Origin of the sequence: Streptomyces sp. NPDC019396 (genome assembly GCF_040632375.1) — a bacterium.
Classification (GTDB): Bacteria; Actinomycetota; Actinomycetes; order Streptomycetales; family Streptomycetaceae; genus Streptomyces.
The window spans coordinates 1-22683 of record NZ_JBEYBS010000003.1 but is presented as its reverse complement, the minus strand read 5'-3'; the positions used below and the strand labels follow the sequence as shown (position 1 = coordinate 22683).

At 68.9% G+C, this 22683-nt stretch carries 15 protein-coding genes, 3 tRNA genes and 3 pseudogenes; 10 read left to right on the top strand and 11 right to left on the bottom strand.

Annotated elements, in window-relative coordinates; all coding sequences use genetic code 11:
• Positions 1–183 precede the first annotated feature (183 nt).
• From ABZ532_RS04055 to ABZ532_RS04045, 3 genes are all read left to right on the top strand, one after another.
• Positions 184–1452: an FAD-dependent oxidoreductase gene (locus ABZ532_RS04055; protein ID WP_361279470.1), complete on the top strand. Its 1269-nt coding sequence runs from the start codon at positions 184–186 to the stop codon at positions 1450–1452.
• 9 nt (positions 1453–1461) lie between these two features.
• Positions 1462–3384 (top strand): DNA primase, encoded by a 1923-nt coding sequence (gene dnaG / locus ABZ532_RS04050; protein WP_361279469.1) that lies wholly within the window; start codon positions 1462–1464, stop codon positions 3382–3384.
• 96 nt (positions 3385–3480) lie between these two features.
• Complete coding sequence (locus tag ABZ532_RS04045; RefSeq protein WP_361279468.1) at positions 3481–4695, top strand: RNA polymerase sigma factor; 1215 nt, start codon at positions 3481–3483, stop codon at positions 4693–4695.
• On the opposite strand, the gene ABZ532_RS04040 is transcribed toward ABZ532_RS04045, so the two are convergent.
• From ABZ532_RS04040 to ABZ532_RS04020, 5 genes are all read right to left on the bottom strand, one after another.
• The gene (locus ABZ532_RS04040; protein ID WP_361279466.1) at positions 4683–4910 is read right to left on the bottom strand and encodes a hypothetical protein; all 228 of its coding nucleotides are present in this window, start codon (positions 4908–4910) and stop codon (positions 4683–4685) included. The genes ABZ532_RS04045 and ABZ532_RS04040 overlap by 13 nt on opposite strands.
• 50 nt (positions 4911–4960) lie before the next feature.
• Positions 4961–6886 (bottom strand): ABC transporter ATP-binding protein, encoded by a 1926-nt coding sequence (locus tag ABZ532_RS04035; protein WP_361279465.1) that lies wholly within the window; start codon positions 6884–6886, stop codon positions 4961–4963.
• Positions 6886–8619 carry an ABC transporter ATP-binding protein gene (locus ABZ532_RS04030; RefSeq protein WP_361279464.1) on the bottom strand — a complete coding sequence of 578 codons (1734 nt, stop codon included), beginning with the start codon at positions 8617–8619 and terminating at the stop codon, positions 6886–6888. The genes ABZ532_RS04035 and ABZ532_RS04030 overlap by 1 nt, the downstream gene beginning before the upstream one ends.
• Before the next feature lie 135 nt (positions 8620–8754).
• On the bottom strand, positions 8755–10200 hold the full coding sequence (locus tag ABZ532_RS04025; RefSeq protein WP_361279463.1) for an FGGY family carbohydrate kinase: 1446 nt from the start codon (positions 10198–10200) through the stop codon (positions 8755–8757).
• A 64-nt stretch (positions 10201–10264) separates the two neighbouring features.
• Positions 10265–10567, bottom strand: a complete 303-nt coding sequence (locus ABZ532_RS04020) for a YtxH domain-containing protein (RefSeq protein ID WP_361279462.1) — start codon at positions 10565–10567, stop codon at positions 10265–10267.
• Positions 10568–10735: 168 nt separating this feature from the next.
• Here ABZ532_RS04020 and ABZ532_RS04015 point away from each other — a divergent pair.
• The 3 genes from ABZ532_RS04015 to ABZ532_RS04005 all read left to right on the top strand — a co-directional run bounded on the left by ABZ532_RS04015 (position 10736) and on the right by ABZ532_RS04005 (position 11171).
• A tRNA-Asn gene (locus ABZ532_RS04015) sits at positions 10736–10808 on the top strand.
• 5 nt (positions 10809–10813) lie between these two features.
• Positions 10814–10886: transfer RNA gene (locus tag ABZ532_RS04010), tRNA-Asn, on the top strand.
• Between the two features lie 211 nt (positions 10887–11097).
• Positions 11098–11171, top strand: a tRNA-Ile gene (locus ABZ532_RS04005).
• Between the two features lie 263 nt (positions 11172–11434).
• Here ABZ532_RS04005 and ABZ532_RS04000 read toward each other — a convergent pair.
• Positions 11435–11848, bottom strand: a complete 414-nt coding sequence (locus ABZ532_RS04000) for a PIN domain nuclease (protein ID WP_361279461.1) — start codon at positions 11846–11848, stop codon at positions 11435–11437.
• On the bottom strand, positions 11845–12060 hold the full coding sequence (locus ABZ532_RS03995; protein ID WP_018889935.1) for a type II toxin-antitoxin system VapB family antitoxin: 216 nt from the start codon (positions 12058–12060) through the stop codon (positions 11845–11847). The genes ABZ532_RS04000 and ABZ532_RS03995 overlap by 4 nt, the downstream gene beginning before the upstream one ends.
• A 184-nt stretch (positions 12061–12244) precedes the next feature.
• Here ABZ532_RS03995 and ABZ532_RS03990 point away from each other — a divergent pair, with 184 nt between their 5' ends.
• The 3 genes and pseudogenes from ABZ532_RS03990 to ABZ532_RS03980 all read left to right on the top strand — a co-directional run bounded on the left by ABZ532_RS03990 (position 12245) and on the right by ABZ532_RS03980 (position 16571).
• Positions 12245–12952, top strand: a complete 708-nt coding sequence (locus tag ABZ532_RS03990; RefSeq protein WP_361279459.1) for an alanine:cation symporter family protein — start codon at positions 12245–12247, stop codon at positions 12950–12952.
• 212 nt (positions 12953–13164) lie between these two features.
• A pseudogene (gene nhaA, locus ABZ532_RS03985) lies at positions 13165–14269 on the top strand (Na+/H+ antiporter NhaA); the annotation flags it as partial.
• Positions 14270–14654: 385 nt separating this feature from the next.
• Positions 14655–16571, top strand: coding sequence for an NAD-binding protein (locus ABZ532_RS03980; protein ID WP_361279458.1), 1917 nt, complete (start codon positions 14655–14657; stop codon positions 16569–16571).
• 1475 nt (positions 16572–18046) lie between these two features.
• On the opposite strand, the gene ABZ532_RS03975 is transcribed toward ABZ532_RS03980, so the two are convergent.
• The 4 genes and pseudogenes from ABZ532_RS03975 to ABZ532_RS03960 all read right to left on the bottom strand — a co-directional run bounded on the left by ABZ532_RS03975 (position 18047) and on the right by ABZ532_RS03960 (position 21540).
• Complete coding sequence (locus ABZ532_RS03975; protein WP_361279456.1) at positions 18047–18883, bottom strand: potassium channel family protein; 837 nt, start codon at positions 18881–18883, stop codon at positions 18047–18049.
• A 708-nt stretch (positions 18884–19591) separates the two neighbouring features.
• A pseudogene (locus ABZ532_RS03970) lies at positions 19592–19996 on the bottom strand (helix-turn-helix domain-containing protein); the annotation flags it as partial.
• A 2-nt stretch (positions 19997–19998) separates the two neighbouring features.
• Positions 19999–20928, bottom strand: a pseudogene (locus ABZ532_RS03965) (SPFH domain-containing protein); the annotation flags it as partial.
• A gap of 102 nt (positions 20929–21030) precedes the next feature.
• Complete coding sequence (locus tag ABZ532_RS03960; RefSeq protein WP_361279454.1) at positions 21031–21540, bottom strand: hypothetical protein; 510 nt, start codon at positions 21538–21540, stop codon at positions 21031–21033.
• 417 nt (positions 21541–21957) lie between these two features.
• Between ABZ532_RS03960 and ABZ532_RS03955 the strand changes: the two genes are divergently transcribed.
• Positions 21958–22179 carry a hypothetical protein gene (locus ABZ532_RS03955; protein ID WP_361279453.1) on the top strand — a complete coding sequence of 74 codons (222 nt, stop codon included), beginning with the start codon at positions 21958–21960 and terminating at the stop codon, positions 22177–22179.
• The last annotated feature ends 504 nt before the right edge of the window (positions 22180–22683 follow it).

Sequence of the window (22683 nt, the reverse complement as noted above, 5' to 3'; positions counted from 1 at the left end):
AAACCAGCCCGGCACCGACCTGAACCGCCGCTGGACCGGCCCGCACACCCCGACACCCCCTCTTCCCCCATCACGCTCCGTGCGGGACGCTCACAGTAGGCGGCGTAGCGTGCTGTGCTGTCCGGGGGGCCAACCCCCGGAGCCCCGGCCGTGAACAACCGGCAGTGAACTAGGAGGAGCGAAGTGGTCGACGCGCATCGGACGTTCGTCATCGTGGGCGGGGGACTGGCCGGGGCCAAGGCCGCGGAGACCCTGCGCGCCGAGGGATTCACCGGCAGGGTGATCCTGATCGGCGACGAACGCGACCACCCGTACGAGCGCCCGCCGCTGTCCAAGGGCTATCTGTCCGGCAAGGACGAACGCGACAGCGTGTTCGTCCACGAACCGGCCTGGTACGCCCAGCACGACATCGAACTGCACCTGGGCCAGCCGGTCACCGCCGTCGACCGCGACGCGCAGTCCGTACGGCTCGGCGACGGGACCAGCGTCCACTACGACAAGCTGCTCCTGGCCACCGGCGCCGAACCACGGCGCCTGGACATCCCGGGTACCGACCTGGCCGGGGTCCACCATCTGCGCCGCCTGGCGCACGCGGACCGGCTGCGGCAGGTGCTCGCGGGCCTCGGCCGCGACAACGGCCATCTGGTGATCGCCGGGGCCGGCTGGATCGGCCTGGAGGTGGCGGCCGCGGCCCGTGGTTACGGCGCGGAGGTCACCGTGGTCGAGCCGGAGCCCACCCCGCTGCACGGGGTCATCGGCCCCGAGCTCGGTCAGCTGTTCGCCGACCTCCACGAGGAGCACGGCGTCCGCTTCCGCTTCGGCGTCCGCCTCACCGAGATCGTCGGCCAGGACGGCATGGTCCTCGCCGCCCGCACCGACGACGGCGAGGAGCACCCGGCCCACAGCGTCCTCGCCGCCATCGGTGCCGCCCCCCGCACCGGACTCGCGGAGGCGGCCGGGCTCGCCCTGGTCGACCGGGCCCACGGGGGCGGTGTGGCGGTCGACGCCTCGCTGCGCACCTCGGACCCGGAGATCTACGCGGCCGGTGATGTCGCCGCCGTGCACCATCCGCTCCTGGACATCCGGCTGCGCGTGGAGCACTGGGCGAACGCGCTCAACGGCGGACCGGCGGCGGCCCGGGCGATGCTCGGCCAGGAGGTCTCGTACGACAGGGTCCCGTACTTCTTCTCGGACCAGTACGACCTCGGCATGGAGTACTCCGGCTGGGCGCCGCCCGGCTCGTACGACCAGGTCGTGCTGCGCGGGGATGCGGGAAAGCGGCAGTTCATCGCCTTCTGGCTCAAGGAGCGCAAGGTCCTGGCCGGGATGAACGTGAACGTGTGGGACGTCACGTCGGACATCCAGGACCTGATCCGCTCGGGAGCCGAGGTGGACACCGAGGCGCTGGCGAACCCGGCGACGCCGCTCACCGGTGTCATCCCGGCACCTTAAGATTCACGTGTGGCAGGCAGGATCAACGATGACGACGTGAAGGCGGTACGGGACGCGGTCCCGATCGACTCCGTCGTGTCCGAGTACCTCCAGCTGCGCAACGCGGGCGGCGGCAACCTCAAGGGCCTGTGCCCGTTCCACGACGAGAAGTCCCCTTCCTTCCAGGTCAGCCCGAGCAAGGGCCTGTTCCACTGCTTCGGCTGCCAGGAGGGCGGGGACACCCTCACCTTCGTGATGAAGGTCGACCATCTGTCCTTCTCGGAGGCGGTGGAGCGGCTCGCGGCCAAGGCCGGGATCACGCTGCGGTACGAGGAGGGCGGGTACAACCCCGCCCATCAGCGAGGCGAGCGCATCCGCCTGGTCGAGGCCCACCAGGTCGCGGCCCGGTTCTACGCGGAGCAGCTCGACGGCGCGGAGGCCGAGATCGGCCGGAAGTTCCTCGCCGAGCGCGGTTTCGACCAGAGTGCCGCCAGGCACTTCAGCGTCGGCTACAGCCCGGCGGGCTGGGACCACCTCACCCGCTTCCTGCGCGGGAAGGGCTTCTCGGACAAGGAGCTGCTGCTGTCGGGGCTCTCCCAGGAGGGCCGCCGCGGTCCCATAGACCGCTTCCGCGGTCGGCTGATGTGGCCCATTCGCGATATCTCCGGCGATGTCGTCGGTTTCGGTGCGCGCAAGCTCCGCGACGACGACAACGGCCCGAAGTACCTGAACACCCCGGACACGGCGATCTACAAGAAGTCCCAGGTGCTCTACGGGATCGACCTGGCGAAGAAGGAGATCGCCAAGTCCAGCCGGGCCGTGGTGGTCGAGGGCTACACGGACGTGATGGCGTGCCATCTCGCCGGGGTGACGACGGCCATCGCGACCTGCGGTACGGCCTTCGGCGCCGAGCACATCAAGATCCTGCGGCGGCTGCTGATGGACAACGGCAGCGCCAAGGTGATCTTCACCTTCGACGGTGACGCGGCCGGCCAGAAGGCCGCGCTCCGGGCCTTCGAGGACGACCAGAAGTTCGCCGCCGAGACCTTCATCGCGATCGCCCCCGACAACATGGACCCCTGCGAGCTGCGGCTCGCCAAGGGCGACGAGGCCGTACGGGAGCTGGCCGAACCGCGAAACCAGCTCTTCGAGTTCGCGATCCGGCACATCGTGCGCAACTACGACCTGGAGACCCCGGTCGGCCGGGCCGCCGCGCTCGACGAGGCCGCGCCGATCGTCGCCCGGATCAAGAACAGCGCCTCCCAGCACGAGGTGGCCGTCCAGCTCGCGGGTCTGCTAGGCATCCTCGACACGCAGTTCGTGGTCAAACGCGTCGCCCAGCTGGCGCGCTGGGCCAGGCAGGGAGGCGGCGACAGCCGTGACGGGCGCGGCCCGGGACAGGGCTCGTCGCGTCCCGGCCAGGCGCACGACACCGGGCATCCCACCACGCCACGGCCGAGCGGCCCCGCCCTCAACCTCCGCAGCCCCGCACACCGCACCGAGCGCGAGCTGCTCAAGCTCGCCCTCCAGCGCCCCGAGCTGGTGTCCCCGGCCTTCGACGCCTACGGGGCCGACGAGTTCACCGCCCCGCCCTACGCCGCCGCGCGCCAGGCCGTCGCCGACGCGGGCGGCGCGGAGCTCGGTATCCCGGACCCGTCCGGCTATCTGGCCCGGGTCCGGGACGCCGCGCCCAACGACACCGTGCGCTCGATGATCACCGAACTCGCCGTGGAGGCCATCCACTCCAGGACCGTGGACGAGAGCTACGCGGGCTTCCAGCTCGTCCAGGTCCGGCTGCGTGCCGTCGACCGCCGTATCGCCGAGGTCCAGGGCACTTTCGCCCGTCTCGGCGCCCACGCGGACCCCGAGCAGCTCGCCGCGGTGCAGAACGAACTGTGGGTGCTCCAGCAGTACGCCCAGTCGCTGCGCAACCGGGGCGCCGACGCTCTCTGATCCCTTGGCGCGGTAACCGCGCGGTCACGGAAGGGACGCAAAAAGTCACCGCACGCCCCTCGTGGCAGAGATGTGTCGTACCCCACACTGGACGCGGTGCCTGAGTCCTCGGAGCGCGGCCGGTCCACACAGGGTGGGCCTCTCACCCCCGCGGATCCGCTCGTGTACCTGGAGGTCGCCCCCGTGCAGACCCAGACCCAGCCACAGACACAGTCCATGACTGCCCTGACGGCCGCCGATCCGGCCGCGGTCGTGCCCGCACAGAGCCATTCCTCGCACCACCCTGAGAACGTCCCCGAGAACGACCCGTCGCAGGCCGGGGAGAACGACGTACAGGGCGTGAGAGAGGAAGCGCCCGAGCCGCCCGACCCTCCTGTCCGTACCGAGTCAGCCGGCAGCGCTCCCACGTCCGACCTCTTCCGGCAGTACCTCAGAGAGATCGGCCGGATCCCGCTGCTCACCGCCGCCGAGGAGGTCGAGCTCGCCCGCCGGGTGGAGGCGGGCCTCTTCGCCGAGGAGAAGCTCGCCAGCGCCCCGGACCTCGACACGCGGCTCGCCCATGACCTCGACAGACTCGTCGTGATGGGCCGCATGGCCAAGCGCCGCCTCATCGAGGCCAACCTCCGCCTCGTCGTGTCCGTGGCCAAGCGGTATGTCGGACGCGGGCTGACGATGCTCGATCTCGTCCAGGAGGGGAACCTGGGCCTGATCCGTGCCGTCGAGAAGTTCGACTACGCCCGCGGCTACAAGTTCTCCACCTACGCGACCTGGTGGATCCGCCAGGCCATGTCCCGGGCCCTCGCCGACCAGGCCCGGACCATCCGTGTCCCCGTCCATGTCGTCGAACTGATCAACCGGGTCATCCGGGTCCAGCGCCGGCTGCTCCAGGAGCGCGGCTACGAGCCCACCGCCGAAGAGGTCGCCGCCCAGCTCGACCTCGCGCCCGAGCGGGTCGGCGAGGTGCTGCGGCTCGCCCAGGAACCGGTGTCGCTGCACGCCCCCGTGGGCGAGGAGGACGACGTGGCCCTCGGTGACCTCATCGAGGACGGCGACGCGACCTCACCCGTCGAATCCGCGGCCTTCCTGCTGCTGCGCCAGCACCTGGAGGCCGTGCTGTCCACGCTCGGCGAGCGCGAACGGAAGGTGGTCCAGCTCCGCTACGGGCTGGACGACGGGCGGCCCCGCACCCTGGAGGAGATCGGCCGGATCTTCGGCGTGACACGGGAACGCATCCGCCAGATCGAGTCCAAGACCCTCAACAAGCTGCGGGACCACACCTTCGCGGACCAGCTGCGCGGCTACCTGGACTGAGCGCCGTCGCCCTCAGGCGTGCCGCCCCGGCGCGTCCGCCGTGCGTCGATCAGGGCGCCGACGGCGGTGCCGAGAGCCATGCCCAGGCCGAGGCCCAGCGGCAGACTGTCGAGCACCAGCGCGATGACGGCCCCGGTCGACAGGCCGAGCGACAGCCCCAGCGCCGTCGCCGAGCCCGCGGGCGCGCGACCTCCGCCGTTTGCTTCCTTGCCCATGTTCCGTTCCTTCCCCCGTGGGTGGCCCGGTCGGCCACGTGCCGCGCACCTCACTCGACTTCGGCCACCGCCTGGGCGAACTGCGCGGCGTAGAGCCGGGCGTAGGCCCCACGGGCCTGCAGCAGCTCCTCATGTGCGCCCTGCTCGACGATGGAGCCGTCCTCCATCACCAGGATCACATCCGCGTCCCGGATCGTGGAGAGCCGGTGTGCGATCACGAACGAGGTGCGCCCGTGGGCCAGGCCCGCCATCGCCTTCTGGATCAGCACCTCGGTACGGGTGTCGACCGAGCTGGTCGCCTCGTCCAGCACCAGGATCACCGGATCGGACAGGAACGCCCGGGCGATGGTGATGAGCTGCTTCTCACCGGCGCTGACGCCCGAGCCCTCGTCGTCGATGACCGTGTCGTAGCCGTCCGGCAGGGTGCGGATGAAGCGGTCGGCGTGCGCGGCCCGTGCGGCCTCCTCGATCTCCTCCCGGGTGACCTCGCGGGACGCGCCGTAGGCGATGTTCTCGGCGATCGTGCCCCCGAACAGCCAGGTGTCCTGGAGCACCATGCCGATGTCGGCCCGCAGGTCGTCCCGGGACATCGTGGCGATGTCGACACCGTCGAGCGCGATCCGGCCCCCCGTCACCTCGTAGAACCGCATCAGCAGATTGACCAGGGTGGTCTTGCCCGCGCCCGTCGGGCCGACGATCGCGACCGTCTGGCCCGGCTCCACGGACACCGACAGGTCCTCGATGAGCGGCTTCTCCGGGTCGTAGCGGAAGGACACCCGCTCCAGCGAGACCTCCCCGCGCAGTTTCCCGGGGCGGGCGCCGCGCACCGGGTCCGGCTGCTGCTCCTCCGCGTCCAGCAGCTCGAAGACCCGCTCGGCCGAAGCCACCCCGGACTGCACCAGGTTCGCCATCGACGCGACCTGCGTCAGCGGCATCGAGAACTGGCGCGAATACTGTATGAAAGCCTGCACATCACCGATCGACAGCGTGCCCGAGGCGACCCGCAGTCCGCCGACCACGGCCACCAGCACATAGTTGATGTTCGAGATGAAGAACATCAGCGGCTGCATGACGCCGCTGTTGAACTGCGCCCGGAACCCGGCCTCGTACAGCGCCTCGTTCTGCTCGGCGAAGTCCTTCGCCGACTCCTCCTGGCGCCCGAACACCTTCACCAGGGCATGGCCGGAGTACATCTCCTCGACATGCGCGTTGAGCGTGCCCGTGGACTTCCACTGCTGCACGAACTGCGGCTGCGAGCGCTTGCCCACCTTCGCCGCGACGAACACCGACAGCGGCACGGTCACCAGCGCCACCAGGGCCAGCAGCGGCGAGATCCAGAACATCATCGCCAGCACGCCCACGATGGTCAGCAGTGAGTTGATCAGCTGCCCCATCGACTGCTGCATGGTCTGGGCGATGTTGTCCAGGTCGTTGGTCGCCCGGCTCAGCACCTCACCCCGCCTGGCCTTGTCGAAATACGACAGCGGCAGCCGCGACAGCTTCGTCTGCACGTCCTCGCGCATCCGGTACACGGTGCGGTTGATCACCCGGATCGACAGCCTGGTCGACACCAGCATCAGCAGCCCAGCGCCCACATACACCGCGAGGGCGACCAGCAGCACATGCCCGACCGCGGAGAAGTCGATGCCCTCGCCCGGGGTGAAGTCCACCCCGGAGAGCATGTCGGCGAGCCCGCCTTCACCCCGGGCGCGCAGGGCGTCGAGCGCCTGCTCCTTGCTGGTGCCACCGGGTATCTCCCGCCCGACGACACCCGCGAAGACCAGGTCCGTGGCCTGACCCAGGATCTTCGGCCCGACCACCGCCGCCGCGACGCTCAGCACTCCGGCCGCGAGCATCGTCCACAGGGTGCCCCGCTCCGGGGCGAGCTGCGCGAGCAGCCGCTTGCCCGAACCCTTGAAGTCCATGGACCGTTCGCCCGAACCGGGCATCATCATGCGTCCGCCAGGACCGGCCATCAGGCTGCCTCCGCCTCGGTCAGCTGGGAGAGCACGATCTCCCGGTATGTCTCATTGCTCTCCATCAGCTCATGATGGCGTCCGGCACCGACAACCCTGCCCTCGTCCAGGACCACGATCCGGTCCGCCCCACGGATGGTCGACACCCGCTGGGCGACGATCACCACGGTCGCGTCGGCCGTCTCCAGGGCCAGCGCCCCGCGCAGCGCCGCGTCCGTCGCGTAGTCCAGCGCCGAGAACGAGTCGTCGAACAGATAGATCTCCGGACGCTGCACCAGGGTCCGCGCGATCGCCAGCCGCTGCCTCTGACCGCCCGACACATTGGTGCCGCCCTGGGCGATCGGCGCGTTCAGCCCGCCGTCGAGGTCACGCACGAACTCGGCCGCCTGGGCCACCTCCAGCGCCTGCCACAGCTCCTCGTCGCTCGCCTCGGGATTCCCGTACCGCAGGTTCGTGGCCACCGTGCCGGAGAAGAGGTACGGCTTCTGGGGGACGAGCCCCACGGTCCGCGCCATCAGCGCCGGATCCAGCTGCCGTACGTCGACACCGTCTACCAGCACCTCGCCGCCGGTGACGTCGAACAGCCGGGGGACGAGTCCGAGCAGCGTCGACTTTCCGCTGCCCGTCGAACCGATGATCGCGGTCGTCTCTCCCGGCCGGGCCACCAGCTCCACATCCACCAGTACCGGCTCCTCCGCACCTGGATAGCGGAACTGCGCGCCCCGCACCTCCAGGTGCCCGCGGCGCTCCAGCTCCCGTACCGGATCGGCCGGCGGCACCACGCTCGACTCCGTGTCCAGGACCTCCTGGATCCGCTCGGCACACACCTCGGCCCGCGGCACCATCATGAACATGAAGGTGGCCATCATCACGGCCATCACTATCTGCATCAGATAGGCGAGAAACGCGGTGAGCGCGCCGATCTCCATCCCGCCGCTGTCGATCCGCTGCGCACCGAACCAGACCACCGCGATGCTGGACACGTTCACGACCGTCATGACGGTCGGGAACATCAGCGCCATCAGCCGGCCGGTCGACAGGGAGACATCGGTCAGCTCGGTGTTGGCGCCGCGGAACCGCTCCTGCTCGTAGGGGTCCCGTACGAACGCCCGGATCACCCTGTTGCCCGTGATCTGCTCGCGCAGCACCCGGTTCACCGTGTCCAGGCGCTCCTGCATGGTGCGGAAGAGCGGGCGCATCCGCTTCACGATCAGCGTGACCGAGATGCCGAGCACCGGCACGACCGCCAGCAGCACCGCTGACAGCGGCACATCGAGGGCGAGGGCCAGCGCGATACCGCCGACGCACATGATCGGCGCGGACACCATCAGCGTGAACGACATCAGCACCAGCATCTGAACCTGCTGGACGTCGTTGGTCGTCCGGGTGATGAGCGACGGAGCCCCGAAATGGCCCACCTCGCGGGCCGAGAACGCCTGCACACGCGCGAAGACGGCCGCCCGTACGTCCCGGCCGAGCGCGGACGCGGTCCTGGCGCCGAAGTAGACGGCCCCGATGTTGCCCAGGACCTGGACGACACTGACGCCGACCATGAGTGCGCCGAATGTCAGGATGTATCCCGTGTCACCCTTGATAACACCGTTGTCAATGATGTCCGCGTTCAGGGTCGGCAGATAGAGGGTGGCGCTGGTCTGGAGCAGTTGGAGAGCCACCAGCAGGGCGAGGGGCTTGGTGTAGGGACGCAGGAACGTCCGCAGCAGTCTTATGAGCACGCGGGGTCTCTCGGGTGTGGGGTCATGGGGCGCGGAGGCCGCACCCATACTCCGTCACCCAGCTCCCCGAGCACCAAAGGATTTCCCCAAGCACGGGTCAAGAACGAGCCACCCGTGCTCGCGGCACAGCATGGCTCACGAACCCGGACCGAACGCCCCCGGATGCACCTGGTTCCTGGTCGCCACGTACTGCTGACGCACCGCCTGCCCCACGGCCAGCTCATCGCCCGGCTCGAACACCTGGGCGGACGCGCCCTGCCAGGCCGGCGGGGTGTGCGGGGCCAGCGCCCCCTGGGCGACACCCAACGCCCAGGCCGCCTGACGGGCGGCGCCGATGGCCGCGTAGTCGGCCGGCTGGGGCACGACGACCTGCGCGCCGAAGATCGACGGCGCCGCGGCCTGGACCGCGGGCAGATCGGCGGCCTGGCCCAGCAGGAACACACGCCGCACCTCTACGCCCCGGCCGCGCAGCACGTCCAGCGCGTCGGCGAGCCCGCACAGCATGCCCTCGAAGGCCGCACGCGCCAGATGCTCCCGCTTCATCGACTCGCGCCGCAGCCCCGTGATCGTGCCCGCGGTGTGCGGGAGGTGAGGGGTGCGCTCGCCTTCCAGATAGGGGAGCAGCACCAGACCGGAGGCACCCGGCGTCGACTTCATCGCGAGCGCGGACAGCTCGGAGAGGTCCTCGATGCCCAGCATCTCGGCGGTGCCGCGCAGCGCGCGGACCGCGTTGAGCGTGTGCACCACCGGCAGATGCATCCCGGTGGCGTCCGCGAAGGAGGTGATCATCCCGCTGGGGTCCGCGAGGGCCTCGTGGTGCACGGCCATCACCGAACCGGACGCGCCCAGCGACACCACCGCGTCACCGGGCGCGAGGCCGAGGCCGAAGGCCGCCGCCATCGTCTCGCCGGTGCCCGCGGAGATCAGCAGCCCTTCCGGGGTCGTCCCGGCGGCGTCGGACGGGCCCAGCACCTCGGGCAGTGCGGCCCGGTGCCCGAGCGCCAGCTCCACCAGATCGGGCCGATAGGCCCCGGTGCCCGCCGACCAGTACCCGGTCGACGAGGCGGCGCCCCGGTCCGTCGTACGGCGCGCGGGCCGGCCCAGCAGCTGCCACACCAGCCAGTCGTGCGGCTGCATCACCAGGGCGGTGCGCTTGGCCGCGTCGGGCTCAGCCGCCGCCAGCCACCGCAGCTTGGCCACCGGCATCCCCGACTGCGGCACGCATCCGACGGCCTCGGCCCAAGCCTGACGGCCGCCGAACGCCTCCACCAGATCCGCCGCGGCGACCTGCGCCCGCTTGTCGTTCCCGACCAGCGCGGGCCGCACCGGGCCGCCCGAGGCGTCGATCGGGATCAGCCCGTGCTGCTGCGCCGACACGCCGATGGCCTGCACGCCTTCGAGCAGTCCGCCCGCCGCCGCCTCACCCAGCGACAGCAGCCACGCCTGCGGATCGACATCGCTCGCCTTCGCCTCGATCGGGTGCGGAGCGTACCCCTGGCGCAGCACGGCACCCGTGTCCGTGTCGCAGACGACGATGCGAGTGAAGGCGGACGAACTGTCCAGCCCGGCGACTATCCCCATGTCGTCAGATTCTGCCGCACTCCGGGGCCTGCTGCGGCCCCGGCCGAGCGGTCAGTCCCCTTCTCTAGGTGTTGGTCGTTCCCCAGTCGTCCTCCCCGTTGCTCTGACTCCGCTCCCGCAGCGACCGCACCCGCGCGGCCACCGACTCGGGCACCCGGTCCTGCACCTTGTCGCTCACGGCGTGGTACGCCTTGCCCGCCGCCTCACGCCCCGTGTGGGCGGCGGACTCGGCGGCATTGCGCACCGCGGGGTTCTGCGCGAACTCCCGCGCGGACTTCTTCAGCTGCTCGTAACGCTCGCGCCCGGCACGGGTGCCGAGCACGTAACCGAGGGCCAGTCCGGCGACGAACGTAAGCCGGTATCGCATCGCTGCCACCCTTCGCCGACGCCGTCCCCGACGCCGGGATCTGAGGTCACGAGGTCACGGGGGAACCGATTGGCGGAGCACCCCCCTGCTTGCGCTAATGTATGTGTCGCAGCGAGCGAGCGCCGCCCGGAGAGCCCTGGGTAGGTACGTTCGGTGCACATGCAGCAATCCCCTGTAGCTCAATTGGCAGAGCAGCCGGCTGTTAACCGGCAGGTTACTGGTTCGAGTCCAGTCGGGGGAGCGCGATCCCCTGTAGCTCAATTGGCAGAGCATTCGGCTGTTAACCGGAGGGTTACTGGTTCGAGTCCAGTCGGGGGAGCGGTACCGGAAGAGGACCCCTCGGGGTCCTTTTTCTGTGCCCACCGCCATGCGCGCCTCCCGTGCTCCCGGGCACTTTCCGGTCCCGGGAACCGCGCAGGCGGCGGCGCGGTCTTCATGGTCACAGCGAATCCGATCATCCGAAGCAGGAGATCGTATGAGCGGCTATGCTGCGGCAGACGGCGCGCACAAGTGTGCGCGACGCGCCGTAAGGGGCGGTAGCTCAGCCGGTTAGAGCAGCGGACTCATAATCCGTCGGCCGTGGGTTCGAGTCCCACCCGCCCCACCTATGCAGGTCGCTTACCTGCGGAAACGTCCCTTCTCTTGGCAGGGAGATCAGGAACTCTGACTCAACGGAGAGAATCCGCTGCTCAGGGGCTCTGTCGGAAGCCGCAGAGAGTGATCTGACTGGTCCAGGCATGGCCCCTACCTGCAGTGATGCGAGCGATCGGGTGCGCTGAAAACCACCTTGCGGCTGCTGCTCCAAGATCCAGTGGACACAGTGGACGCGAGGGCCTAGAGCTGAATACAGAGCGGCATGGCGAAGGATCACTGTCTGAGGTCGATCGTGCGTACCGGCTGTCCAGTGGTCCGGGCGATGGTTTCGAAGTCGCGGTCGTAGTGGAGCAGGGTGAGGCCCGCTTCTTCGGCGGCGGCTGCGACGAGGAGGTCGACCGGGCCCGCGCTGCGGTGTTCCCCCTTCGCGGTGAGCTGCTCCTGGACCACGCGGGAGCGGCGATAGATGCCGTCCGGCATCGGACACCAGACGTAGTGGGCGTCGAGTGCCGCCTTCAGCCGAGCGCGGTCCGCGGAAGAGCGGGCGGAGTAGAGGACCTCAAGCTCCGTGAGGTCGCAGATCGCGATGAGGCCGGCGGCGATCCTGTCGTCCCACTCGGCCGTGTTCTGGGCGAGAAGGACGCGGGCGAGGGCGGAGGTGTCGATGAGGTAGTCGGCGACGGTCACGGCCGGTACTGGCTCTTGTCCAGGAGGATGTTGATGTCCAGGGCTCCGTCGGCCACCAGTTGCCGGGAGTCCTCGAGTGCGCGCAGGCGCCGGTAGCGAGCGGTGACCTCGCGCAGGGCGGTGTTGATCGTGTCGCGCTTGGTGGTGGTGCCGAGTTCCCTGGCGGCTGCCTCCAGCGCCTCGTCGTCGAGGTCGATGACAGTTCGGCTCACGGCGACTCCCTGTGTATACGGCGATGTATATCAGTACACATGCTTCATTGTATATCGAGCGGCGGGCTCCAGCCTGGTCCTGATCGGCGGGCTTCCTTGGCCGGCTGGCGAGGCCTGACGAGGTCGAGAGCAGGCGGTCGCGGACAGTTGAGGGCGACGACCTGCCTCGCGTTTCGAGGGCGATGTGATGGGCGCGTACATCGAGTACGCGGACGCCTCCGGGTATGCGCGGCAAGTCGCCGTCGGTGGAGTCCTCGGCGCACTGATCATCGGCTTCAAGCGTGCCGCCTTCTCCAACGAGGCCGGTCTCGGTTCCGCCCCGATCGCGCACTCTGCAGTGAAGACCAAGCATCCGGCCAGCGAGGGCCTGGTCGCCCTGCTGGAGCCCTTCATCGACACCGTGGTCATCTGCACCATGACCGCACTCACGATCGTGATCGCCAACCCGGCCAGCTGGGCCGAGGCGCGGGCTGGTGAGTCGATCGGCGGCGTCACCATCACCTCCGACGCCTTTGGCACGGTGTTGCCCTGGTTCCCGTACATCCTCACCATCGCGGTGATGCTGTTCGCCATCTCGACGGTGCTGACCTGGGGCTACTACTGCATGAAGGCCTGGACTCACCTGTTCGGCCGCAGCAGGGCCAGCGAGCTGACGTTCAAGGTCATCTACACCCTGTTCGCCGTCGCAGGGTCCCTGCTGACCCTGCAGACCCTGATCGACATGGCTGACGCGATCCTGTTCATGCTGGCCGTCATCAACATCATCGGCCTCTACCTCCTCGCCCCGGTCGTCAAGCGCGAGCTGAATTCCTTCCTGGAGTTCGTCCGCGCCCGAAAGGCCGGAGAAGTCGATGCCGAAGAAGACCAGGAGCCGGTGAAGACCACCGTCTGACCGCCCCGGCGGCCCGGCTCCCGAGGGGGCTCGCATACGCTCGCGCCTTGCGTATGCGAGCCCCCTCACCCACGCCATCTGGTGGCGCTGACACGCTTCTGGTTAGGGTGTAAAGAACGTGTCAAGCGGCGCGGGGTGTGCCGGGAAGTCTGGTCGGCGACAAGGGCGCAGTGTGCCCGTTTCATCGACATGGCCCGGAGGCTTCCCCCCTCATGTCAGACTCCCCGCGACAGCGCCGTACCTTCCTCGGCCTGATGCCCCTACCGGAGCGCAACGCGGTCGCCGAAGCCCTGCGCACCGAGACCATCGGCGGGCTGGTACTCCTCGTCGCCGCGCTGGTCGCGCTCGTGTGGGCGAACACCCCGTGGAGCGGGGTCTACGAGCAGATCCGCGGCTTGCACTTCGGGATACCGTCTCTGGGCCTGGACCTGTCCGTGCAGCACTGGACGGCCGACGGGCTGCTCGCGGTCTTCTTCCTGGTCGCCGGGATCGAACTCAAGCGGGAACTCGTCGTCGGGGAACTGCGCACGCCTGCTGCCGCAGCCCTGCCGGTCATCGCCGCGGTCAGCGGCATGGTCGTACCGGCGCTGGTCTACCTCACGGTCACCTCGGTCGGTGGAGGAAGCAGCAAAGGGTGGGCGGGTTCCGATGGCCACCGACATCGCGTTCGCACTCGCGGTCCTGGCCGTCCTGAGCTCCCACCTCCCCGCCGCGCTGCGGGCCTTCCTCCTCACCCTCGCCGTCGTCGACGACCTGGGCGCCATCCTGATCATCGCGATCTTCTTCACCAGCGACCTGAACCCGTGGGCACTCGGCGGGGCCTTCGCCGGACTGATCGTCTTCTATGTCCTCCAGCGGTTCCGGGTGCGCGGCTGGTGGTGGTACGTACCCCTGGGCGTCGCCATCTGGGCGCTGATGTACAACGGCGGCGTCCATGCGACCGTCGCGGGCGTGGCGATGGGGTTGATCCTGCGCATCACCCGCGAAGACGGGGAGACGGCCTCTCCCGGAGAGCGGACCGCGCATCTGCTGAGGCCCATCTCGGCAGGTGTCGTGGTACCCCTTTTCGCCCTCTTCGCGGCTGGTGTGAGCGTGACCGGAGCGGCGCTGGGGGACGTTTTCACCCAGCCCGAGCCACTCGGCGTCGTACTCGGCCTGGTCGCCGGAAAGACGGTTGGCATCTTCGCCGGCACCTACCTCGCCGCCCGCTTCACCCGAGCCCGACTCAATCCCGACCTGGAGTGGGCGGACGTCTTCTCGCTCGCGGTCCTGGCGGGTATCGGCTTCACCGTCGCCCTCCTCATCGGCGAACTCGCGAGTGACTGGTGGACCAAGGCTGCACCCCATCACACACGACGAAAATGAGAGAATGGGAACGGAACCTCATTGCGGACCTGGCTTGCGGCTGACTCGATGGTTTTTGCCCGCAGCCACAGGGTGTCGCAGCCTGCGGTGCGTCCACGGGTCGGTGCCTGGCGGAGTGCCTCTGGACGATGGCACCGCTGTCGGTCTGGCTGTGACGACGGGGCGTGGCAGGGTCGACGTCACGAGGTCAACGTGAGCAGCAATTCGGTGGGGATGCGCGACTCCACGCCAGCGAAGAGGGGGCCTGGAAGTGGCGTGGGCAAGGCAGGCGGCGAACACCAACGGCAGTGAACGGCCTACACGTTCGGCGTGCAGGCGGGGCCAAGGCGAGGGTTACATGATCGTCAGCGGCGACGACGCGCTCGCGCACCGCCTCTCCGACGAACTCCATGGCATGTACCGGCAACGCGTCACCCTGCTCGTCCCGCCGGCCGGGGGGCAGGGGGCCGCCACGGTGGGCACGGGCTCTGCCTCCGGAGGCCGTGCGTTGGCCTTGTTGGGGCGTGTTTCATCGGCTGTGGTCCGTTCGGAGTCATCGCCGTCTTCGGTGGGAAGTGTCGAAGGCGCGGACGTGGTGCGCGTTGTCCAGGCCGTGGAGCCGGATGAGGCCGCGCTCTGTCGTGCGGGCGTCGAGCACGCGGACGCGTTGGCCCTCGTGTACGAAGACGACGAGACCAACATCCGCGCCGCACTGATCGCCCGCAGGCTGAATCCTCGCCTGCGGCTGGTGATCCGGCTCTATAACCGGAAGCTGGGGCAGCACTTGGAGCAGCTGCTCGACCAGGCAGCTGCCGTCGCCGTGCCAGGTCTCGACTCGTCAGTGCTCGACTCCTCGACGACCGTCCTGTCGGACGCCGACACGGCAGCGCCCGCGCTCGCCGCCACGGCTGTGGCCGGCACCAGCAAGGTCGTTCAGGCTGACGGACTCCTGCTCCGCGCTGCGGAGCGGCCTCCCGCGGGTGAAGGCCGGACCGCGGACCCGGGGCTGTGCACCCTTGCTCTGTTGTCGTCAACCACCGCCGACCCGGCTGGCGCGGAAGGTTCGGAGAGCAGCGGTGCCGAGAGCCCGCGCCTCCTGCCTGACGACGACACCGTCTCCGCCGCGACCGGCCACGGAACGGTCGTCCTCGAAGCGGTCACGCACAGCGCGCCCGCACTTCGGGCCGGCCGTAGCCTCGGCGCAGCGGCGCTGCCGTACGGTGAGTTGCTTTCCCGCCGGGTGCGTTGGTCCTTCGCGGGCGTCGCCGTTGCTGTCACCGCACTGGCGGTCGCCTCCTGGCTCACGACCGGTGACCACCCCCTGCGCGCTGCCTACATCACGCTGCTCGACCTGTTCTCCATCAACGACCCCGCGCTCGGTGAGCAGGCCGACCGGCAGGTCCTTCAACTACTCACCGGGCTCGTGGGACTGCTTCTCCTGCCCCTCCTCGTCGCGGCGGTCCTGGAGGCCCTGGGGTCCTTCCGTTCTGCCACGGCCCTGCGCAGACCCCCGCGCGGACTGACCGGCCATGTCGTCCTCCTCGGTCTCGGCAAGATCGGCACCAGGGTCCTGGCGCGGCTGAACGAACTCGACATACCCGTCGTGTGCGTGGAAGGCGATCCCGAGGCTCGTGGTGTAGCCCTCGCCCGCCGCCTGCGTGTTCCCGTAGTGATCGGCGACGTCACGCAGGAAGGGGCACTGGAGGCAGCGAAGATCCACCGGGCCCATGCCCTGCTCGCGCTCACCAGCTCGGACACCACCAACCTCGAAGCCGCCCTGTACGCGCGATCCGTCGCCTCGGACGTCCGGGTCGCGCTGAGGCTCTACGAAGACGGCTTCGCCACTGCCGTCTATCGCACTCTCCGGGCCGCTCATCCAAGGGCGCTCACCCGCAGCCGGAGCGTATCCTCACTCGCCGCCCCTGCGTTCGCGGGCGCGATGATGGGCCGACAGATACTCGGCGCGATCCCCGTCGAACGCAGAGTGCTGCTTTTCGCCGCTCTGGAAGTCGAGGGGCTGCCACAGCTGGAGGACCGTACCGTCACCGAGGCCCTGCGCCCCGGAATGTGGCGGGTCCTGGCTCTGGACACCACAGACCCCGCCGAACGGCGCCCCGACCTCGCCGCCAGCCTGCCTGATGACGGAAGGGAACACACAACCGGGCTTGTCTTCGACCTTCACCCCGGATACGTCCTGCGCGCCGGAGATCGGGTCGTACTGGCGGCCACCCGCCGCGGCCTGGCGGAGCTACTCCGGGCCAGAACGTTGCGGTAGCAGAGCCGCCGGCCGGTGTCCGGACACGGTAATGCGATGGCGCCATGTCACGGTTGCGGCACTCTCCGACCGGGGCGGTGATGCCTTCCGCAATCAAGCGGAGGTAGGGCAGCTCCGGCCAAGGAACACGTTCAGCTGGGAGAGGCCTCCTCCAGGCTGTGACTGGGTTCGAATCACCCGGATCTGTCCGCGAGCGTCGCAGTACCTTCCAGTCCCTCCGGTGATCGCGGTGAAGTATGGAGTTGCTTGGCCGCGATTCGCATTCTCCCACGTGATCTCCCCTTTGCCCTCCAATACATAGGATCCGTGACACAGGACTGTTGTTGGGTTCGACGAAACCGGAGAGCAGGAGGTCGCGGAGAACCCAATCCGATTTCCCTCCACATCGAACAGATCTGCACTGTGGCCAGGGGGAACGGGTGAGCCGACAGACTTGGAGATCACCGTGATGGTTTCCTTGTTCTGCCGATCCGGTCGATCTCTCTCTCCCCCTGTTTCCCCGTGGGCAACTGGCGAGCTGAGCACGAACGGGAGTAGGGCTAGGCCATAGGCCGGCCAAGCCGATGATGCTTTCATGTCAGTTCCTTCTTAGTGGTCACAGGCGGATAGAGCGGTTCCCACGCTAGTTCCGAGGTGGCCAACTGGTGTTGCCCGAAGGTCCGAATGAGTGACGGGAAGGAATCGTCGAGCTCAGCCGTCTGCGTCTGTGCACGCCGGCCGGCTACTCGGTGGTCTGGTTGGGTGCGAGGGGGCGGCGACAGGGTGGACGCTGGCATCTGCAATGTGTGGGGCGATGACGGTGCAGTCCTTTGGGATGGCGCGGATGGCCAGCGCGACGCCGCTGGTGATCTGGCAGCGGCGACCGACTGCGACGCCGGACCGATGATGATGTTGTTGCCCGTCTGGGTGTCGTCGCCGATGACGGCCACGAACTGTGCAGTTCCGCTCTAAAGGCGGATGATGACCTCACGGCTTGCGCATTTTCGTGGCGCCACAGTGACGCGCGGCGAGAGGTGGGCTCTCGCTCCGAAAATCGCCGTGCGGTGGAAGTAGGCGCTCGCGTGGATGCGCTGGTCTTCGCCGAGCAGGGTGAGGTCTCCGCGCTGGAGACCCCGCCGCTGGACCAGGAAGTCGGCCAGGCCGATTTCTCCAGGCCCCGGTAGGTGGTGGCGATGGCGCCGCGGGTGGGCGCGGTGACGTAGGTGCCGAGGACGATGCGGTCCATGTGTGGACCGTTGGGATGGGTGCATCAGCGGGTTTCGGTGTGGGTACGCTCGCCGTTCACCTGATGCTGGCTTGAGGGGAAGCGAATGGTCGTGACCCGGCCGCGTGTGGGCGTTGCCGTGCTGACCAGGGGCGACCGGATGCCCGAGCTGCCGGCTCTGCTGGAGTCGGTGGCGAAGCAGACGAGCCCGCCGCCTCGACGGTCGTCGTCGGGCACGGGACGGCTCTTGCGGGGCCTTACGGGCAACTGGTCACCCAGAATGGTCCACTGCCAGGAGTGGACCGCGGCTGTGATCTTTCGCGTACGCCTGGTAGACGTCGCGCGGTGACCCCCCGCAGTGGAGGAACCGTTCGTCGAGCACCGTGGCGAGGTCTTCCAGCGCCATGGTGAGCAATGCTGCAGCGAGCTGTAGCTCGGCGTGTTGGGATTCTGTGCCGCGCTCGGCTAGGTCCACGGCGTAGGGAGCCTTGGCGGCCAGGGAGGTGTGATCCTCGCCTTCGTGGAAGTAGTAGGACTCGGCGAACTGCAGGAAGTCAATGGAAATGCGGGCCACTTCATCGGCGAGGTTCTCGAGGATGGCAGCTCCCAGCGGGGATTCGAGCTGCGATGGGGACGGGGCATTCCGCTCCAGCTGGGACAGTCGCAGAGCCAGCGCCCGCCTGCGGGTGATGGCGGGGTAGATCTCCAGCACCCAGGAGACCGTGGCTGTCAGCAGAGCGAAGCCGACGAGGGCTTCAAGAGGCGCAACGACACGGAGCCACGGCTCGGCCGGTGCGATGTCCCCGAGCCCCAGCGTCGACACGGTGACCAGCGAGACGTAGAGCGCGTCAACCGGGCCGCCGTGCTCCGTCGGCTCCAGTCCGGAGGTGAGGGAGAACGCGTCTGGCATGTGCGGCCAGTAAATCAGCGCCCATCCCACGATGACCGTGCCCGTCCACATGGCCACCACGGTCACCATGGCGAGCGGTCCGACGAGTCCCGCGCCGTTCCTGCGCAGGGGAACCTGCCGGGACAGTCTCCACAGCGCAGCCATCACGGTGCGGCTCATCCCGCCGTGACGGGTCGGGTGCCACAGCGTGTGGAACACGTCTCGCAGGGTAGCCATGACCAGCGCCGCACCGAGCAATGAGACCAGCCATTTCATACCTGTCTCCCGAGCATTCACGTGAGATCGGTTCCAGCATGCCCGGTGCGTCACCCAGAGTTCGGCAGCCGCGCAAGTGGTATCTCGGGGTGTATCAAGGTCAGGGTCGCCGTCGTTGAGGCCCGGCAGCTTCGGCGCCGGTCCCTACACGGTGTGCTCGCCGGCGTCCTCGTAGCCAGTCACCGGTTTCCCCGATCGCTGCCATCAGCGCTGCGGAGGCGACGCAGGCCGCTGAGGAGGTGGGCTGTCCGATGGCCTGGCCCGCGAGCCACAACCCACCGGCGAACAGCAGCCACCACGCGCTGAGTGATCTGGCTGGCCGCCATTTGCGGCGGGAGGGGCCGGTCATCGTGTAGCGGCCCGGACATCCCGGGCGGTGACGGCCACGGTGATGCAACCCGAGATTGCCAGTGTGCTCGCGAAGGCTGTGGCTGCCAAGGTGATGGCGGGCGAGGCGCCCGCAAGGCGGGGGAGCGCACTGACCGGCGCGACCGCGTACAGGGACAAGAGGGCGAACCCGCGGGGACGCATCGGGGCCGGCCGGGGGCCCAGCCGGTGGGGCACTCGGCCGGTGAGCAGAGCCACGGACGCCGGCGGGAGGGTGAGGGCGAAGACGGCAGGGCATGCCCGGTGCAGCTTCTGCCCGGGTCCTCAGAGGTCCTGATTCGGCCAGTCCAACAGGCGGGCACCGATGACCGCCGTCTGCAGGGTGTAGCGGTGCACGGGGTCGCCGGGGTCGGCACCGGTGAGCTGGTGGATGCGTTCGAGCCGATAGGTCATGGCCCGCACGCTCAGGGAGAGCCGTCGGGCGGCCTCAGCGGCCACACAGCCCGTGTCGAAGTACGCGATCAGGGTCTCGATCAACGGCTGGGCTCCGCCACGGGCGCCCTTCAGGGGGCCGAGGACGCTTCGCACGAGCTCGGACATCGCCTGCCGGTCACGGGTGAGCACCGGGTAGACCAGCAGGTCCGAGGCCTGGAGTACCGGGTCTTCCAGGCCCATGCGGGCAGCCATGTCGAGGGCGTTCAGCGCCTCCTCGTAGGAGTGAACAACACCGACTCGGCGGCGTACCGCTGTGCGTCGGCGGGCTTGCGCACCTGGGTGTCCAGCTGACGGTCGGTCAGTGCGGCCTGCCTCTCGGCGACCTTCTCCTGCTCGGCGAGGATCTCCTGCTGCCTGGCGGCCTCGGCCAGCGGGCCGGCGGCTGACGCGCGAGCGGCGGCCTCGTCGGTCTCGGCCTTGATCTCCGCCTGCTTCAGCGCGAACGTCCGCTGCGCGACGGCGATTTCCTCCTCGGCCTTCAACCGCGCCTGCTCGGCCGCGCGCCGGGCCACGGCTTCGGCGATGTCGGCCTCCTGCTTCGCCCTGGCGGCCTCCGGGCGGCCGAGGTCCTCCAGGTAGGAGCCCTCGGTGGTGATGTCCTGGATCTGGAAGGCGTCCAGCACCAGGCCCTGCCCGGACAGGCTCGCCTCCGCCTCTTCGGCGACCTGCCCGGCGAACGCGGCGCGGTCGCGGATGACGTCCTCGACCGACATGCGGCCGACGATGGCCCGAAGGGCGCCGGAGAGCACTTCCTGGGTGAAACCGACGATGCCGTCCTGCTGCATCAGGAACCGCTGCGCCGCCGCGCGGATGGAGTCCTCGCTGCCGCCGACCTTGACGATGGCGACCCCGTCCAGATTGGCCTTCACGCCGCGCAGGGTGACGGCGCCGCGCACCGCGACCGGGATGTGCCGCGACGACAGGTCGAGAGTGAACTTCTGCTGCACGAAGGGCACGACGAACACACCGCCACCGACCACGACCTTCTGCCCGCTGTTGTCGGTGAACACCCGGCCGGTCTCCGGGTCGGTGGCCTTCTTTCCCCGGCGACCGGTGACGATGAACGCCTCACTGGGGCCCGCCACCTTGTAGCGGCTGACGACGACGAGGGCCGACAGGACGAGGAGTACGACGACTCCGATCACGGCCACCACGACAGGACTCATGACAGTGCCCCCAGACACGTAGAACCCCGGAGGGTTGGAATGCCCCAGAAGGGGCGCTCGGAATTTCGAGAAGACGAGCGACTGAAGAGGTGCTGCCGGAGATCAGCAGTCGACCGGCCGCACCAGGACGGAGGTCGCCGAAGGCGTCGCCTCCACCCAGACCTCTGCGCCGCGTTCCACCGGCACCTCGCTGCGGGCGGCGTACTTCGCGCGCTGGCCGCCGAGGTGCAGAAGCACCTCGCCGAAACCGTCGGCCGGAATCGCCGTCACCACACTGCCGGAGGTCCCGATCAAATCGTTCTCTGTGGGAGCCGATCCCGTCTGGTCGCGCATGAGGGCGCGGCTGAAGCGATACGTCAGCCATGCTGTGCCCGCCCCCGACAGCGCACCGACGCCGATGGCTCCCGCTGGCCCCAGCCCCGCGGCGAACTGGGCGATGACCGCGCCGAACCCGGTCATGGCCAGGAATCCGGCCACCACCGGCAGCGATAGCCACCCGTCGAGACCGCCGCCAAGCGCGCCGTCGACCACGCCGTCCAGCAAACCGTCGAAGACCAGCGACAGGGCGAGCAGTACGACCCCCCCGATGCCGATTCCAAGGAACCAGGCCATCGCGCCCCCCCGTTCGCCCTGCCGCTGACCTCCGGCTTGACGGAATCCTGACACGGAGGAGAGCGCTCATTCACTGCCGTCCTCCGGCAATCTTTACGCGCTTTTGATGCCGCCCGCCGGACGGGCTGACGGATGGGCTCCAGTGGCCTGCCGTCGTGATCTGACGAGCTGAGAGGCGGGGCGTGGCGTGGGGAGATGTGGGGAACAGGGCAGGCTGTCGGCGGACCCATTCGGTGCGGCACCCAGAGGGCTGCGACGCCTGTGTGACAGTCGGCGATCACCTGGTACGTGGCGATCAAGGCTTGCGGCCACGGAGACGGCGGCCCAGGTGGGTCTCGGCGCAGGTCTCGCGGCGGCCGGTGAATGAAGCGGGTGGAGGGCTCCGGATATGCAGCGCGGCTCTGGCATAATGCGTGTATGGCACATGATGAGGTATCAGGAACCCGGCCCATAGGCATCGGCCTGGTGGCAGGCATGTCGCTCGGGGTGATCATCGGACTGCTGCTCGGTCTCTACGTTCTCGACAACGTCGGCCTGGGCGTGGGCCTGGGCATTGGTATCGGCAGCGCGATCGGTGTCGGTATCGGTACCGCCACGGCGCGCCGGTCTCGTCGCGTGCCTTCATCAGGGACCTCCTGACGTCGTCGGCCGAGATCGGCAACGAACCGCGAGTGGGAAGCCGGCTGAGTCGGCTTCGGCTCCGTTCGCTATCGGAGCCCTGGTTCCATTCTTCACGGCTCGGTCCTCCGCCGACCGGAGTGAAAAATCATCAGCGCCGGGGTTTGGCGGCCCGTCACGACGACGGGCCGCACAGAAGGGCATGCGGCCAGTCGCCGATCCGAGACGGCTCCTTATGCCTAGGGTCCCGGGTGGAACCGCCCTACTTCTTCACATAAAGGTGCATGAAGGGCGTGAAGGGGAGATCCCGGTGGCAGAGGTATGCAGTCCACTGCCCCTCCTCGACACCGCTCCTGCCTACTGACTCGCAGGTCGAGGCCGGACCGAAGAAGCCCTCTCGAGTGAAGCCCGCGGGGGGTGTCCGGAGATTGGCTCTTACAAGATTTCCGTAGGCGGTGATCGCTTCAACTGGCCTGTGGTGTCGGTTGGTTGGCGGTGAGATGCTGTCTGGGTGTGTTGTCGTGG